Origin of the sequence: Sphingobacterium sp. UBA6320 (assembly GCF_002440335.1) — a bacterium.
Lineage (GTDB): Bacteria > Bacteroidota > Bacteroidia > Sphingobacteriales > Sphingobacteriaceae > Sphingobacterium.
This window is the reverse complement of sequence record NZ_DJTA01000024.1, coordinates 114,778-129,077: the sequence shown is the minus strand read 5'-3', so window position 1 is coordinate 129,077 and position 14,300 is coordinate 114,778. Positions and strand designations below refer to the sequence as shown.

Annotated in this window: 13 protein-coding genes; 9 read left to right on the top strand and 4 right to left on the bottom strand. The window is 33.7% G+C overall.

From position 1 onward, the window contains the following. Window positions 1–84: 84 nt before the first annotated feature. Genes B3P23_RS16380 through B3P23_RS16370 form a run of 3 tightly spaced genes read left to right on the top strand, consistent with a single transcriptional unit; the run spans window position 85 to window position 2,338 of the window. Window positions 85–417 (top strand): hypothetical protein, encoded by a 333-nt coding sequence (locus B3P23_RS16380; protein ID WP_248754543.1) that lies wholly within the window; start codon window positions 85–87, stop codon window positions 415–417. Window positions 418–420: 3 nt separating this feature from the next. Beyond that, the gene (locus tag B3P23_RS16375; RefSeq protein WP_045753466.1) at window positions 421–702 is read left to right on the top strand and encodes a hypothetical protein; all 282 of its coding nucleotides are present in this window, start codon (window positions 421–423) and stop codon (window positions 700–702) included. A gap of 4 nt (window positions 703–706) precedes the next feature. Next, a complete protein-coding gene (locus B3P23_RS16370; protein WP_293928145.1) occupies window positions 707–2,338 on the top strand; it encodes a PepSY-associated TM helix domain-containing protein in 1,632 nt (543 codons plus the stop codon). Between the two features lie 292 nt (window positions 2,339–2,630). Here B3P23_RS16370 and B3P23_RS16365 read toward each other — a convergent pair whose 3' ends face one another. Beyond that, window positions 2,631–3,584, bottom strand: coding sequence for a helix-turn-helix transcriptional regulator (locus B3P23_RS16365; RefSeq protein ID WP_293928142.1), 954 nt, complete (start codon window positions 3,582–3,584; stop codon window positions 2,631–2,633). Between the two features lie 439 nt (window positions 3,585–4,023). Between B3P23_RS16365 and B3P23_RS16360 the strand changes: the two genes are divergently transcribed. After that, on the top strand, window positions 4,024–5,286 hold the full coding sequence (locus B3P23_RS16360) for an NAD(P)-binding domain-containing protein (RefSeq protein ID WP_293928139.1): 1,263 nt from the start codon (window positions 4,024–4,026) through the stop codon (window positions 5,284–5,286). A gap of 37 nt (window positions 5,287–5,323) precedes the next feature. On the opposite strand, the gene B3P23_RS16355 is transcribed toward B3P23_RS16360, so the two are convergent. Continuing rightward, window positions 5,324–6,166 (bottom strand): GNAT family N-acetyltransferase, encoded by an 843-nt coding sequence (locus B3P23_RS16355; protein WP_293928136.1) that lies wholly within the window; start codon window positions 6,164–6,166, stop codon window positions 5,324–5,326. Between the two features lie 95 nt (window positions 6,167–6,261). Continuing rightward, entirely contained in the window at window positions 6,262–7,104 is an 843-nt protein-coding gene (locus B3P23_RS16350) for a helix-turn-helix domain-containing protein (RefSeq protein WP_293928133.1), read from the bottom strand. 217 nt (window positions 7,105–7,321) lie between these two features. Between B3P23_RS16350 and map the strand changes: the two genes are divergently transcribed. Further along, entirely contained in the window at window positions 7,322–8,128 is an 807-nt protein-coding gene (gene map / locus B3P23_RS16345; RefSeq protein WP_293928130.1) for a type I methionyl aminopeptidase, read from the top strand. Between the two features lie 251 nt (window positions 8,129–8,379). Here the strand turns inward: map and dxs are convergent, their stop codons facing one another. Then, window positions 8,380–10,323: a 1-deoxy-D-xylulose-5-phosphate synthase gene (dxs, locus tag B3P23_RS16340; RefSeq protein WP_293928127.1), complete on the bottom strand. Its 1,944-nt coding sequence runs from the start codon at window positions 10,321–10,323 to the stop codon at window positions 8,380–8,382. A gap of 76 nt (window positions 10,324–10,399) precedes the next feature. On the opposite strand from dxs, the gene B3P23_RS16335 reads away from it, so the two are divergent. From B3P23_RS16335 to B3P23_RS16320, 4 genes are all read left to right on the top strand, one after another. Beyond that, window positions 10,400–11,806, top strand: a complete 1,407-nt coding sequence (locus B3P23_RS16335; RefSeq protein WP_293928124.1) for a PLP-dependent aminotransferase family protein — start codon at window positions 10,400–10,402, stop codon at window positions 11,804–11,806. An 88-nt stretch (window positions 11,807–11,894) separates the two neighbouring features. After that, complete coding sequence (locus tag B3P23_RS16330; RefSeq protein WP_045755393.1) at window positions 11,895–12,401, top strand: hypothetical protein; 507 nt, start codon at window positions 11,895–11,897, stop codon at window positions 12,399–12,401. Window positions 12,402–12,643: 242 nt separating this feature from the next. After that, complete coding sequence (locus B3P23_RS16325) at window positions 12,644–12,988, top strand: YciI family protein (RefSeq protein WP_045753473.1); 345 nt, start codon at window positions 12,644–12,646, stop codon at window positions 12,986–12,988. Continuing rightward, window positions 12,975–14,216, top strand: coding sequence for an RNA polymerase sigma factor (locus B3P23_RS16320; protein ID WP_293928120.1), 1,242 nt, complete (start codon window positions 12,975–12,977; stop codon window positions 14,214–14,216). Before B3P23_RS16325 ends, B3P23_RS16320 begins: the two co-directional genes overlap by 14 nt. Window positions 14,217–14,300 lie beyond the last annotated feature (84 nt).

Below are 14,300 nucleotides of genomic sequence, written 5' to 3'. Positions count from 1 at the left end.
TTTGAATGTTGTATGCTATAATGGCGCTTATGAACATGTTAATATCCCTGTTCTGTTTTTCAATATAATTTATTTTATAAAATCATGATGAGTACTGTTTGCTTTATTTTATTTGTAGCTTTTATGTTATGGATGAATACCTCCAAACGCATTGCTTGGAAAGATAAATCTAAACTTTTGACCTATATGTCTGTGCGTCAAAAGCAATCGCGATTAGTGGCAATAGCATTATTTTCTGTAGCAATAATTATGTCAATTTATACCATAGGGGTTGCCTGTGGTTTGTTTGCCTTTATTGTTATTTTGATGTGCATGGGATGTCTAATTGTATTATTCTTTCCATTTTCTTATTTCGGAATTAGAACTGTTTTAGGTCTCTATTTATGTTCCTTTCTAATTGAAATCCTTATTCATTAATATATGCCTGCTAATAAGAAATATTTAACAAAATCTCCTTGGATAAGACTTTGTAGAATTTTATTGGGAACCATTGGTGGTTATACGGTGATGCTCAGTTTTCATGTTTTGCTAACCGAATTTTTCCCCAAAGAGAATGTGATCGCTACCGCATTTTTTACAGGATACTTGCTTTGGGCATTTTTATTGTTTTGGGCATTTTTAGAACCTAAATTGCTTCGCTTAGTCCTCACATACGTCGGTCTTACTTTGCTGTTTTCTTTGCCTTATCTAATCAATCATTAATATTATGGATCAGAGAAAATACAATATTTATTTCCATACGCACACAATCAGTGGTATTATCATTGCTGCATTGCTTTTTGTCATCTTTTTTGCAGGTTCATTTTCATTTTTTAAAGATGATATCACCGCATGGCAAAAGGGTAAATCACATAGCCATGTACAATCTCAGGCTGATTTTAATTATGTGCTGGACTCGATGGGTACTAAACATAATTTGCTGGGTAGAAATTTTGACTTCTACATATTGAGAAGTGGACAAGAAACTTATGTTAATATGAGTGTCTCTCAAGATACAACCATTAGTAAGCCACAAGCAAAAAGTGAAAAATCTAAAGGACGTCGAGGCAGAGGTTTGAGAAACGAAGATTCAGCCTATTTTTTACACTCATTTGCTGATAAATCTCAAAGTTCTTATGAGGAGGGTTATAATATAGGTGAATTCTTGTATCGATTACATTTCTTGGCTCAGCTTAATCAAGTTCCAATTCGATTGGGAACACCTTTTGGATATTTAATTGCTGGAATTGTCTCATTCTTATTTTTATTTGCGTTGATAACTGGGTTATTTTTACATTGGGATAAAATCAAAAACAATTTTTTTCTATTTAGACCTTGGAGTAAGTGGAAAACTGTGTGGACTGATATGCATACCGTGCTTGGAGTCATAGGGTTTCCATTCCAACTCGTATTTGCTATTACTGGAATTATTCTTATTGTCAATTTTGCTCTAATTGGACCTTTTAGCAAATTACTTTATAATGGTGATCAGGAAGAATTATATCAGGATCTGCAGTATAATCGTAAAATGGAAGTAACTTATAGTTATCAACCCTTGCCCAAGTCTTTTGATGTAAATGCGTTTGTCAACAACTGGATGAAAGAGTGGCCTGAATCAGATATTTCTAGACTCTATATACGTAATTATGGAGATAAAAGTATGCAGATTGCATTGGAAACAACACCAAAGTCTAATGCCAATTTTGCGGGGTCTGGTTATGTTAGAATGCAAGTTCTTGATGGAAAGCAATTAGAAGTCAAATCTCCAAAAACGGATGCGACTTATGTGGATTGGGTGAAAAGTTTGGTTTATCACTTGCATTTTGGCGATTATGGCGGTCGTACGCTTCGTATCGTTTATTTTGTACTAGGCCTATTAGGCTGTGTTGTGATTATTTCAGGTATTATGATTTGGTTAGTTGCTAGGGAAAAACCCAATATTCCAACTTATAAAAGAAAGTTTAATTTCTGGGCAGCAAATTTATTCGTATCGATTTCGTTAAGCATGCTTCCAGTTACTGCATTTACGCTGATTATGCTAAAATTCTCTCCAACTATTAACCAAAGTTTGATCTATAATCTTTATTTCTACAGTTGGCTAGTCATGATTATCTATTTATTGATTTTACGAGATCTGACCAAGGTAAATAAGCATACACTCGTGTTATCAGCTATTTTAAGCCTAGGCGTTCCAATAGCAAATGGTGTAACCACTAACTTGTGGCTATGGAAGACGCTACAGGCAAAGTCTTATGATATTTTCTTTATTGATATACTTTTTATTACAATTTCAATATTATGCGTGTTCGCATTTCTCAAAGTAAAGAAACAAGGTAAATCTTTTAAAATATTGAAATAGCTCAAACGTAAATTGAAAATTATGCGAGTTTAATAATTGTTGTTAGCTTCATCTCTGAATGCAGAGATGAAGCTTTTTATTATAGATCTGATATCAGCAGTTAGAGCAATAGGAGCATAGAGATAATTGTCTTTCCAAAGTATTATCTTAATATTTTTCAATACTTAGGTTGATAATTTCAGATTATAGTTTATGACAATATGAGTCTTCTTTGATTAGGACTTTATTGCTAATTGATTTTTCTTCTCTACATAAACCTTTTATATATTTCGTGTCAAAGGTATCATTAGTATCACATCGAACCTGATGATGAATCAAAACGATTTTTTAATTTCCCAGGAGAAATGCCAAATTTCTTTTTAAATGCTGAAATAAAATGTTGCGGATTTTTATAACCGATATCATCAGCCACTTCATTAACATATTTATCTTCATCTAGTAAGAGACGTCTGGCTTCTTGCATTTTCATTTCGGTGATATAAACATGAATAGTAGTTCCAAAGAGCTCTTTAAACCCCTGCATAAGCTTTCTTCTGTTCATACCACTAAGTTGCGACAATTTTGAAATGGTTAAAAATTCATTGATATGTTGATCTATGATCTGTTTTGTTTCATATATACGATCTCGATCTCTCTGTCCATATGAAAAAGAAGTATGCTGTTTATGATCTATATTTTGCTGTATTTGCAATAGAAAAAGCTCCATCATTTTTGCTTCCAAGAATAAAGCTCTCATCTTTGAGCTATATGGATTATTTACTATCTGCGCAAGGATACTGTACATTGCCGGGGTAATAGCCATTGCATCTCCTTGGTACATATTAGGAGTATGCATCGTAAACTCATTCATCAACTTTTCAAAATGGGATATACCGATTCTGATCTCAAAAAAACTTCCATCTTTTACCGGAGACATCACGATTTCTTGTTTATTATCTTTTTGATAAGTGAGCATATTGTTTCCATGGGTTAAATCTATCGGTTTTCCTGAGCGTTGAATACAGCTTGCTCCACTGACTCTAAAATGCATCTCTAAGACTTCCTTTTCTATATCAATATGAATATGTTCATTATGGTTTAAAGAATAATCGCATTGTATAAACTGTAACGAATCAAAAATGGTTTCATGAAACAAAAATACCCCTCCTGATTTTGTTTCGACCTGATTTTCTTTTTCTAAATAATGTGCAAAGTTTTCACTTTGTAAATTATACCGGTGAATAATTGTCTTTTCCTGATTTTGCATTGTTACGTTACTTTTAATCACGATTGCGTTATCATCGCTAAGTATAGAATAATGACCTTTGTACAAAGCTAAACAATTAGTGTTTGAGAAGCGAAATGATCATATTCAAACTAATTAATAAGGATAAATATTTGTCTTAAGTCTACATAAGTATTAAAGTAGAATCTGTCAATAGTTTGTGAAACAGACATCTGAAATTTTAATGAACGTATGTGTGCATTAAGCATACTTCAGTAAAAGCGGTTTTACGGATGTTGATATCTTGACATACAGTATTAATAACACATTAGGAAATGATAGTCCTGCTATAACAACTCATAAGATTTGAAGATCTGTTTGCAGGGGCTCACTCAGGTAGATGAATTGGACCTAGAAAGTGTAAATTTTACTATGATATCCAGGTATAGAATAAGAACTGAATTTTATAAATAATTAAAAAATGGAAATATTTGATGTTATCATTATTGGTGCAGGACAAGCTGGACTTGCAACTAGTTTTTATTTAAAACAGCATAAAATCATACATGTTGTCTTAGAACAAGATAGCATTGCTTCTTCGTGGGAAAAACAACGTTGGGATTCTTTTAAGATGAATACACCCAATTGGATGAATCTGCTACCAGGCAGGGAGATACATTCTCAAAAAAGACATCATTTTATGACCAAAGACGAATTTGTAGATTATTTGAAAACGTATGTTTTACAATTTGATCTACCGGTTTTAGAAAAGCATAAAGTAGTTGCTGTTGAAAAAGTATCCGAAAATTTTATAGTAACGATCGATGAGGAAGGAATGCAACATAATATCTTGACAAAAACAATAGTTGTTGCATCAGGTATTATGAATAAGATTTTATTCCCAAATTTATCAGACTCGATTCCAGAGCATATTTTACAAGTCCATGCGGCCAATTATAAAAATCCTATGGAGCTACCGGAAGGAAATGTACTGATTATTGGGGGAGGGCAATCTGGCTGCCAACTAGCTCAAGAGTTAACTTTGGGCAATAGAAAAGTATATCTAGCTGGTAGCAAGGTGGCTAGAGCTCCTCGTCGTTACAGAGGTAAAGATATTATGGAGTGGATGGATCAGTTAGGAACAATGGATGTATCGACCATAGAATTAGCAGATAACCCAAATTTGGATGCTACCCAACCTCAGGTTTCTGGTGTGGGCTTGTTGGGACATACTATAAGTTATCAATCTTTGCATCGGATGGGTGTGACTATTCTAGGAGGATTAAAAGGTGCTGATCATGAAAATTTATATTTTGAAGATAACTGTAAAGAGCATATTCGATATGCAGATGAGACTTCAGATGCGATTAAGAAGAATGTTGATCAATATCTTAAGAAATCTCCTGAGATCGCTGTCTCCAATACTGATGAAGATCCTTCAGATGTTCCGGATCATGCTTATCGATCAGCGTCAGATCTTAAAATAATTAATTTCAATGATTGTGGAATAACTACACTACTTTGGGCTACAGGATTTGGATATGATTTTAGTTATTTGAACAGTTCTTTGCTGGATAAAATTGGAAAACCTAAACACATCGAAGGTAAAATGATGATAGAAAGGCTTTATTGTATAGGATTTCCTTGGCTAAGGAAGAAAAAATCAGGGTTAGTATATGGCGTAAATGAGGATGCGAAAATAATTGTAGAAAATATTTTACATCAGCTTCAAAATTTGGACTAATGTTTACCTGTTTTTTATGAAATCTTACTTTAAATCTTTAAAGAATTTTTTTCATCTCAAACTGAGCTAAATAATCGACAAGTCCTAATTGTTTGAAAAATGATATGGCTTCTAAAGAGATATGATCTACATTTAATACATATATTTCTTTAGAATTGATCTGTTGAGTCATCGTCATTACAAGTTGTGTAGCTATACCTTTGCGTCTATGTGCTGGAGAAATTGCTATTTGTTGTATTTTTTTTGAGTTAGCATTATAGATGAGATAACCAATTAATTTTTCGTCTATAAAGGCACCTAATATCGTGAGATGTGGTCCAGCTTTTTCTAAAGTTGGAATAGCATTTTGCCAAGAAGGTTTTATTGTCCAAAAACAAACAAATTGATCCCATTGAAAATCCTGTAATTCTCTAATTGTTGATGCACAGGATTTTTTAACCGTTTGCACAGATCCTTTAAAACAATCTAATGTTCTATTAACTTGATACCCCATTTTTTCATACGCTCGTATCGCGGCATTGTTACCTATTATTACTTCCAAACGCATCTGTACTACTGCACGTGTTTTTAATTTTGGTAATAAATATTGGTACATTTTACCGACTAAACCTCGACCGCGATATGCTGGAATAATACCTGTCGCAGCATTATAAGCTGATAATTTTCCATCAACAATCTGTAGTGCATGAAGCATAAAACCAACTAACTGACCAGATGAAAAAACTCCAACTGATAAGTCCAAGTGTATATTCTCGGTAACAATTTTATACTCTAATTGCTCGATATTAAGGTGTAAGGGCACTATATAATCTGAAAATGATGCATTTAAAACATCTGCTATATCTGCAATTGTACAATTTTCTAAAGTGGCAATCTCCATTATATATTAATCTTCAAATTAGTAGTCTTCAGCCAAGATTTACTAAGTTAGAATATTTCATGGTAGTTAGTGATTTTTCTCGGTTGTTTGTTTTCTTATTTCCAGTTATAGTGAGTCGGAGAGACACCTATGATTTGTTTGAATTCTTTAAGAAAATGATTGTAGTCATAGTACCCTGATGTAAAAGTATGTGATAATACATCTTGCGGAGTATTTTTTTGACACTTACCGTACATAAATATAAATCGTTGTAAAGAAATATATTTTTTAGGTGAAATTCCCAAATACTTCATAAAACTTCTTTGCAACCATTTGCGGTTTACTTTACCTCCGAGTTCAAGAATTAAAGCTGATACTGTAATATTACCTTTTTTGTTATCAATTTTTTCCAATGCAGATTGTAAGAGATAAGGATGATTTTCAGCTATTTTATAAGTGCTGAATATTGATTTTAATAACTGCATTTGATCCGCAAGTGTTTCCTTTTGATATAATTGATTGAGAATTTCTGTCCAGTTTTTATTCATAATATCACTAAAACTACAGAAAGGCTTTTTTAGAAAAAAATGGGGTTCTATATTAAAAATTTTATAAAAAGAAGCCGGTTTAAAACGTATTATAATCATATGTGATAAATCTACCGGTAACTGCCAATATGTATTTTGTATAATACCACAACACACCCAGGCCGCATTTAGTTTAATGAGTTCTTCGGCATTTTTAAGATGAACAACATCAGTTTTCTTTGGTAGAAAAATTAAACAAGGATTTCCATCATTAAATAAGGGTTGACTTGGTTGTATATCTGTACATGAAAATACATAAGCTCCTAAGATATGTTCAGATTTAAAAAATAAATCCGGCATGTTTAAAGGATCTAATAATTCTGCATTAAGAGACTCTGCTAATTTAATATTTCCTAAAAAATTGATGGGCATAGTTTTACAAAATTACTTAAATAATTGTCAATTCTATTACAAAATAATTGTCCAATTTTTACTTTCTGACTCTAATTGATTAAAGTACTTTTGTTTAAAATGATTTTAAAATCAATTGGTTATACGATTATAATATTCTGTGTGGCTAATCTTTATATCAAAGAAAGTCGCTCCATGATTTAAAGCCAACTGACATGACTAAAAAAGAAATATTTTTATGAATCCCATCATCTATAAAACAGAAGAAGAAATAGCATTAATGACCATTAGTACCAGATTGACTAGTGAAACATTAGCAGCCATAGCAACGATCATTAAACCGGGTATAACAACTGTTGAGATGGATAAATTTGCTAATGAATTTATTCGGGATCATGGAGCAATACCTTCTTTTTATCAATTTGGTGGGTTTCCATACCATATCTGCACTTCTGTAAATGATGCTATTGTGCATGGAATGCCCAATCATCAAATTTTAAAAGAGGGAGATATAGTTTCTGTTGATGCTGGGGCGTATAAAAATGGATTTCACGGTGATCAAGCATATACCTTTATCATTGGAGAAGTCAAGCAAGAGGTATTGCAGTTGGTGAAAGTCACTAAGGAATCCTTGTTAAAGGGTATTGAACAAGCTGTACATGGAAATAGAGTAGGAGATATTAGCTATGCAATTGAATCACATATTGCACCATATGGATATGGAATCGTGAGGGAATTGGTCGGTCATGGACTAGGTCGTAACTTGCACGAGGGGCCAGATATTCCTAATTATGGACAGCGTGGCAAGGGCAAAGTCTTGAAAGAAAATTTAGTGATTGCTATCGAACCCATGGTCAATTTGGGTACACATTACAATCATAGGGCAGAAGATGGTTGGACGATCCGAACAAATGATAGAAAACCAGCTGTCCATTTTGAACAAGATGTATGTATCAAAAAAAATGCTCCTTTGATGCTAACAGATATTAAAATTATTGAAGAAGCTGAAAAATCAAATTGTAACTTAAACTCTTCTTATTACTAGTCCATATCGGTTTTTCTTATCCGAGTGATAACTATATCACTCGTGTGGATTATTTAAAAAAAGAGGGTTTTCTTTTTGATTGTGATTTGCTTCGCATATATTAGATGTTAGTCAAAACATAGACTTTAATAGAGAGTTTATATCTCTAATATTACCCTGCATAAGAATTTAGAAAGAGATGAATAAGATTAAACCCGTGCATATCGGTTTAATCTTATCAAATAATATCCACCAAACACAATTGTAAGGCTTTATCTTTCTTTGCGGTGGGTTTTTAAGTTATCCCTATTATCACTGTTTTGGATGGTAGTGGAGTAAAGTGATGATACAAGTTTTACAATAGCCTTGTGATCATATCCATATAATCTATGAAGTTGTTCTTGCGTACCTTGTATTGCAAATTTATCGGGCAAACCTAATCGTTTTAAGGTTGCATTATAGCAGTTTTCTATCATAAATTCCATTATTGCGGATCCTACACCGCCGGAAATAGAGCCGTCTTCAACAGTAATTACTGTTGAAAATTGGCTGAATACTTCATGAAGAAGATCCTCGTCAAGAGGTTTAAAAAATCGTAAGTCGTAATGCGCTATATCCATCTGTTCTAACAGCAATTCTTGACAAGCTGCTATTACATATTGCCCTACGGGTCCAAGGGAAAGTATAGCAATATGTTTTCCAGACTTAATTCTTCTACCTTTCCCGATTGCTAACTTTTTAAAATTACTTCTTGGATTTCCAGATCCTGAACTTTTTGGATAACGAATAGCGAGAGGTCCTTTTATCGTATTAGACTGTGCTGTAAATAGTAGATTTCTGAAATCTTCAAGATCCATTGGTGAGGCTCCGGTTATGTTTGGTATACAACGAAGAAAACAAATGTCAAAAGCACCATGATGTGTAGGGCCATCTGCACCAACTACTCCTGCTCGGTCTATGCAGAAGATAACAGGTAGGTTTTGTAAGGCGATATCATGGATAATCTGATCGTATGCGCGTTGTAGAAATGTGGAGTATATCGTGCAGAATGGCAGCATGTTGTCAGCAGCAAATCCTGCCGAAAAAGTGACGGCATGCTGTTCGCTGATACCAACATCAAAGACACGCTCAGGCATTTCTATCTTCATTTTATTTAATGCACTACCCGAAAGCATAGCCGGCGTGATCGCTATGATACGCGGATTATCTTTTGCAAGAGCGATTAACGTATCACCAAATACTTCCTGATAGGTTGTATTAAGGCTTTTAGTACTGCTTTTATTTATTTTTGCTCCTGTATATTTGTCGAAAGTGCCTGGTGCATGCCATTTAGATTGTTCAGTCATTGCAGGTGCAAACCCCTTTCCTTTGACTGTAATACAGTGCAATAATTTCGGGCCAGTTATATTTTTGAGCCGTTCAAATGAGTTAATCAGTTTTTTTAGATCATGTCCATCAACAGGTCCAAAATAACGAATACCTAATGTTTCAAATAGATTGCTGTAACGGATTGCTCCAGCTTTAATCGCTTTTTCTAATTTTCGAATGGTGCTAATAGCCCATTTTTGAGATGGATTTGCTGCTGAAAGGAGAGTTTTTAAGTATAACCTTAAATGATTATAATGCTTTTCGCTCGTTAAATCCGTGAGGTGATTTTGCAATGCTCCGGTATTGTTATCAATTGACATATTGTTGTCGTTCAATACTATTAGCATATTTGGTTGCTCATATCCAGCATTATTCATGGCTTCAAAGGCCAATCCTGCGGTCATTGCACCATCTCCAATAACGGCGATATGTTGACGGTTGTGCTCTCCTCGGTATCTGGCAGCGATAGCCATCCCAAGGATTGCTGAAATAGAAGTAGAGGAATGTCCTGTTCCAAATGCATCAAATTCGCTTTCATCTATGTTTGGAAAACCGCTGATACCTCCTAACATTCTATTGCTATAAAATTTTTTTCTCCTTCCAGTAAGTAATTTATGAGGATAGGCTTGATGTCCAACGTCCCAGATCAACTTATCTACAGGTGTATTAAATATATAGTGTAACGCAACGGTGATTTCGACAACCCCTAGACTAGAACTAAAATGTCCACCATTTTCAGAAACATGATCGATAAGGAAAGCTCGTAAATCTTCACAAACTTGCTCTAGAGATGGAATTGATAAATTTCGTAGATCGACTGGACTATCGATGAGATGGTTTTGTAGCATGTACTTTTTTTCTCAAAGGTAAATTACTTAGATTTGTGATACAGATGCAGAATGTGTAAATACTAGCAGTACAGATATGAAAGCGTATAAATTTGAACTATTTACCAGTACTATTGAAAAGAATATAAGAACTGGTATTTTTAAACCAGGCCATAAATTACCTTCTGTACGCGAATTAAAAGAAGAATATAGATTAAGTATTAGTACTATACAACATGGATACGAGTATTTGATGATCCAGGGTTTGGTAGAAAGTGTTCCAAAATCAGGTTATTATGTTTGTTACCGCCCTGAGTCTTTTAAAAAGGAATTAAAATCCAATCTTATTCCAACTGTCAGAGATGCCATATTCAGTAATCATCTTCAACTGACCACCTCATTACGTTCTGGTCGTAAATTTTCAGAATTTAATGTAGCAGCTCCAGGCGACTTACTGATCCCACAGAAGTTAGTTTTACGAACTATGCAGCAAGTGGTGAGAGAGCAAGGGGCAGGCTTACTACGCTATTATCCATCAAATGGCTCACTCGAGTTAAAGGAAAATATCATTAAACGTGCGGCTGCACATCGTAGCGTTATCCATATAGACGAATTATTGGTTACAGACGGCGCCCTACAAGCCCTTTATATAGCTTTAGCTTCTACATGTATGGCTGGAGATATCGTAGCAGTAGAAAGTCCCTGTGTATTCTCGATATTGGAGGTCATAAGAGTTTTAAATTTGAAAGTCATCGAAGTTCCAATAGATCCCGATATCGGTTTTGATATTGACTTTTTCAGAAATGCTTGTCATCACAATAAGATCAAAGCCGCAATCTTAACACCTAATTTTCATAATCCAACTGGAATATTAATGTCTGATGAACATAAATTGGCTTTGGTAACTATAGCTTATCAATATCATATAGCGCTTATCGAAAATGATATTTATGGTGATCTAAATTTCCACGGCACACGACCTACAACATTAAGAAGTTTCGATGAAACCGGTTTAGTTCTTACTTATTCATCTTATGCGAAAACCTTAGCTCCAGGAATACGGTTAGGTTGGTTAGCAGCAGGTAAATTTATGGAACGAGCAGAACAGATTAAATTCTCCTTGGGTAGTACCGTTTCACCAATTTATCAAGAAACGGTCAACAAGCTGTTGACTGGCAGCAGTTATGACCGTCATATTAGAGCATTTAAGGCACAGCTTGCCAAGAATGCTTATTTTACGGTTAATTTGATTTCGGATAACTTCCCTCAAAAAACAGCTGTGTTAATACCTTCCGGCGGTTATAATATTTGGGTCAAGATGCCAGATCATATAGATATGGACTATTTTTATAAAAAATGTGAGCAGATTGGAGTTCGGTTTACTCCAGGCTTTACTTTTTCATTTTCAGGTGCTTTTGATCACTATTTTCGAGTGGTATTTGCTGATAAATTTTCTGATCGAAAAATTGAAGGAATTAAACTTGCTGGGCAGCTATTTAAGTAACCCCTGTACTGGTGTATGTTTCATAACCTGTACGGGTTATTGTTTGAAAAGAGTTCTAGTTTTGCAGATGTACATTTATTTAGCAAATATGAACATAATAGCAAAATTTACAGTAGCAACAGAGCAAAGCTTAGATATTCTTGTCAAATTGACACGTCAACTAGCAATAGAAAAGTTTTCCATGCTTCTTGATCCACAAGTCATGGAAAATTATATAAACCAATATTTTAATACAAAAGCTTTGGTCGTTGAACTGAATAGCATGTCAAATCAATGGCTAGTGGTATATGTGGATGATCAACCGGTGGGCTATGCCCAAATTACTTCAAAAGGTAAGAGAAACTCTTATTTAGAAGAGAAAAGAGCTATTCGTATTGCCAATTTTGGAATATTAAAACAATATGATTTACCTGTAGTTTGCGACGTATTGTTTCAAAAGTGCTTAAGTGTTTGCAAATCATATGAAGTAATCTGGATCCATGAATATATGCAAAGTCCCTGGATGGAGCTTTTTGAAAACAATGGGTTTTCGAAGGAACATGAAACCTACCAACTCGATGAATTGCCCCTTACTTCATTATATCTAATGAGATAATTTGCTTATAAATATTTTAGTATTTGGACAAAACCAAAGTTTATGTTAGGCTATCAATGTTCTGATAGAGAAATTATATTAGGATCGTATTCCGTTTTTTACTAAATTAAATAACCATTTGATCGTTATTTCATGTAGCATCAAATTTTGCAGAAATATAATTTTAAAAAAATGTCCCGAATTGCTAATCTAATTTGTCATTAGGGTAAATAGTTTATTCATTAACCTTAAAAAAATTAAAAATGAAAGAATTCCTAATGCTAATCCGTGAGTCTGCTGCTTATGGAAATTTATCTGTAGAAGATATGCAAGTTGATATTCAGGAGCATATCAATTGGGTCGAAGAATTAGTCGCAAATGGACATTTCTTAGAAGGAAATCCATTAGAATCTACTGGAGTTACTTTAAAGCTAAATGTCATTTCAGACGGCCCATATATAGAAACAAAAGAGTGTGTAAGTGGCTATTACAAACTATTAGCAAACAGTTTAGCAGAAGCGACTGAATTAGTGAAAAGCTGTCCAGATCTTAAGAATGGCGCGACTTTAGAGTTAAGGGAAATTATCGATACTGATGAACAACAGTGATCATAATACGATTAACAGATTTACAGATCATCTTTTCAGGGAATCCCATGGAAAGATGATCGCTTTATTGTCTGCAAAATTTGGTTACCAACAAATTGATAATATCGTTGATGCGGTACAAGAGGCTTTTGAAGTCGCATTAAATGAATGGAAATACAAAGGAATTCCAAATCATAGTTTTGCTTGGTTGATTCAAGTCTCTAAAAACAAATTAATTAATAAAATCAAACGTGAAGCTATTGGTCGTCATATTACATGTCAATTTCATGCTGAAGATCTACAGTTAGATCCAGATGAAGCAGAAGATAGTCTGATTAGACTTTTGGTTTACTTTTCTAAAATTAATCTTTCTGACCGAAATAAGGTTATCATTGCATTGTTTTATTTATGTGGTTTTGGATATATCGAAATCTCTCATGCATTGATGCTACCCCTTGAAACAATTAAAAAGATGATAGGCCGTAGTAAGAGCATGATTAAGGATTTTGCTATTCAATACGAAGATTATGACCTAAATGTTTTGCATAAGGAAATGCTTTATCTACTGCATGTTTTATACCTGATGTTTAATGAGGGTTTTAAATCATCCCGAAAAAATGGCTCCATACATCATGATCTATGTTTTGAAGCCATTCGATTAGCAGTTTTAATCAAAAATTATCAACAAGAAAACTGCGAATTGAATGCGATTTTAGCTCTATTCTTCTTTCATATAGCTCGATTTCCAGCACGAATGGATAATAACATGTGGATATCTATGGAGCATCAAGACCGAACATTATGGGATAAAAATTTAATTGCTGAAGGTTTTGCTTATTTGAATCAAATAGATCTAAAGAAGAACAGACTAAATAAGTATTATTTAGAAGCATTGATTGCCTCCGTACATTTATCTGCAGTTCAATATGAAAAAACAAATTGGCAATTGCTTTCAAAACTATATACACAATTGACATTATTAGAACCCACAATATCGGTTGAAATCAACAAAATCATTGTTGAAAGTAATTATTTACCAATAGCAGGGTTAATAGAAAAAATAAAAAATTTTGAACCTGATCTAAACGAGTTCCTCAAATTTCCCTTTTACACTACATTGGCTCATCTTTATGAAAAAAATAAGATGAACCAATTGGCTTCAACATATTATTTACGCGCTTTATTACATACTAAAAATCAGTTTGATAGAGATTATATTGGTCAAAAAATCACGAAGATAGTCCAGTAACAGGATTTTATATAAAATTAGCCGTTAGTAAGTTAAGCTTGCAAAACATAATAAATTGAGAAAACCCCAACTAGATAGTTGAGT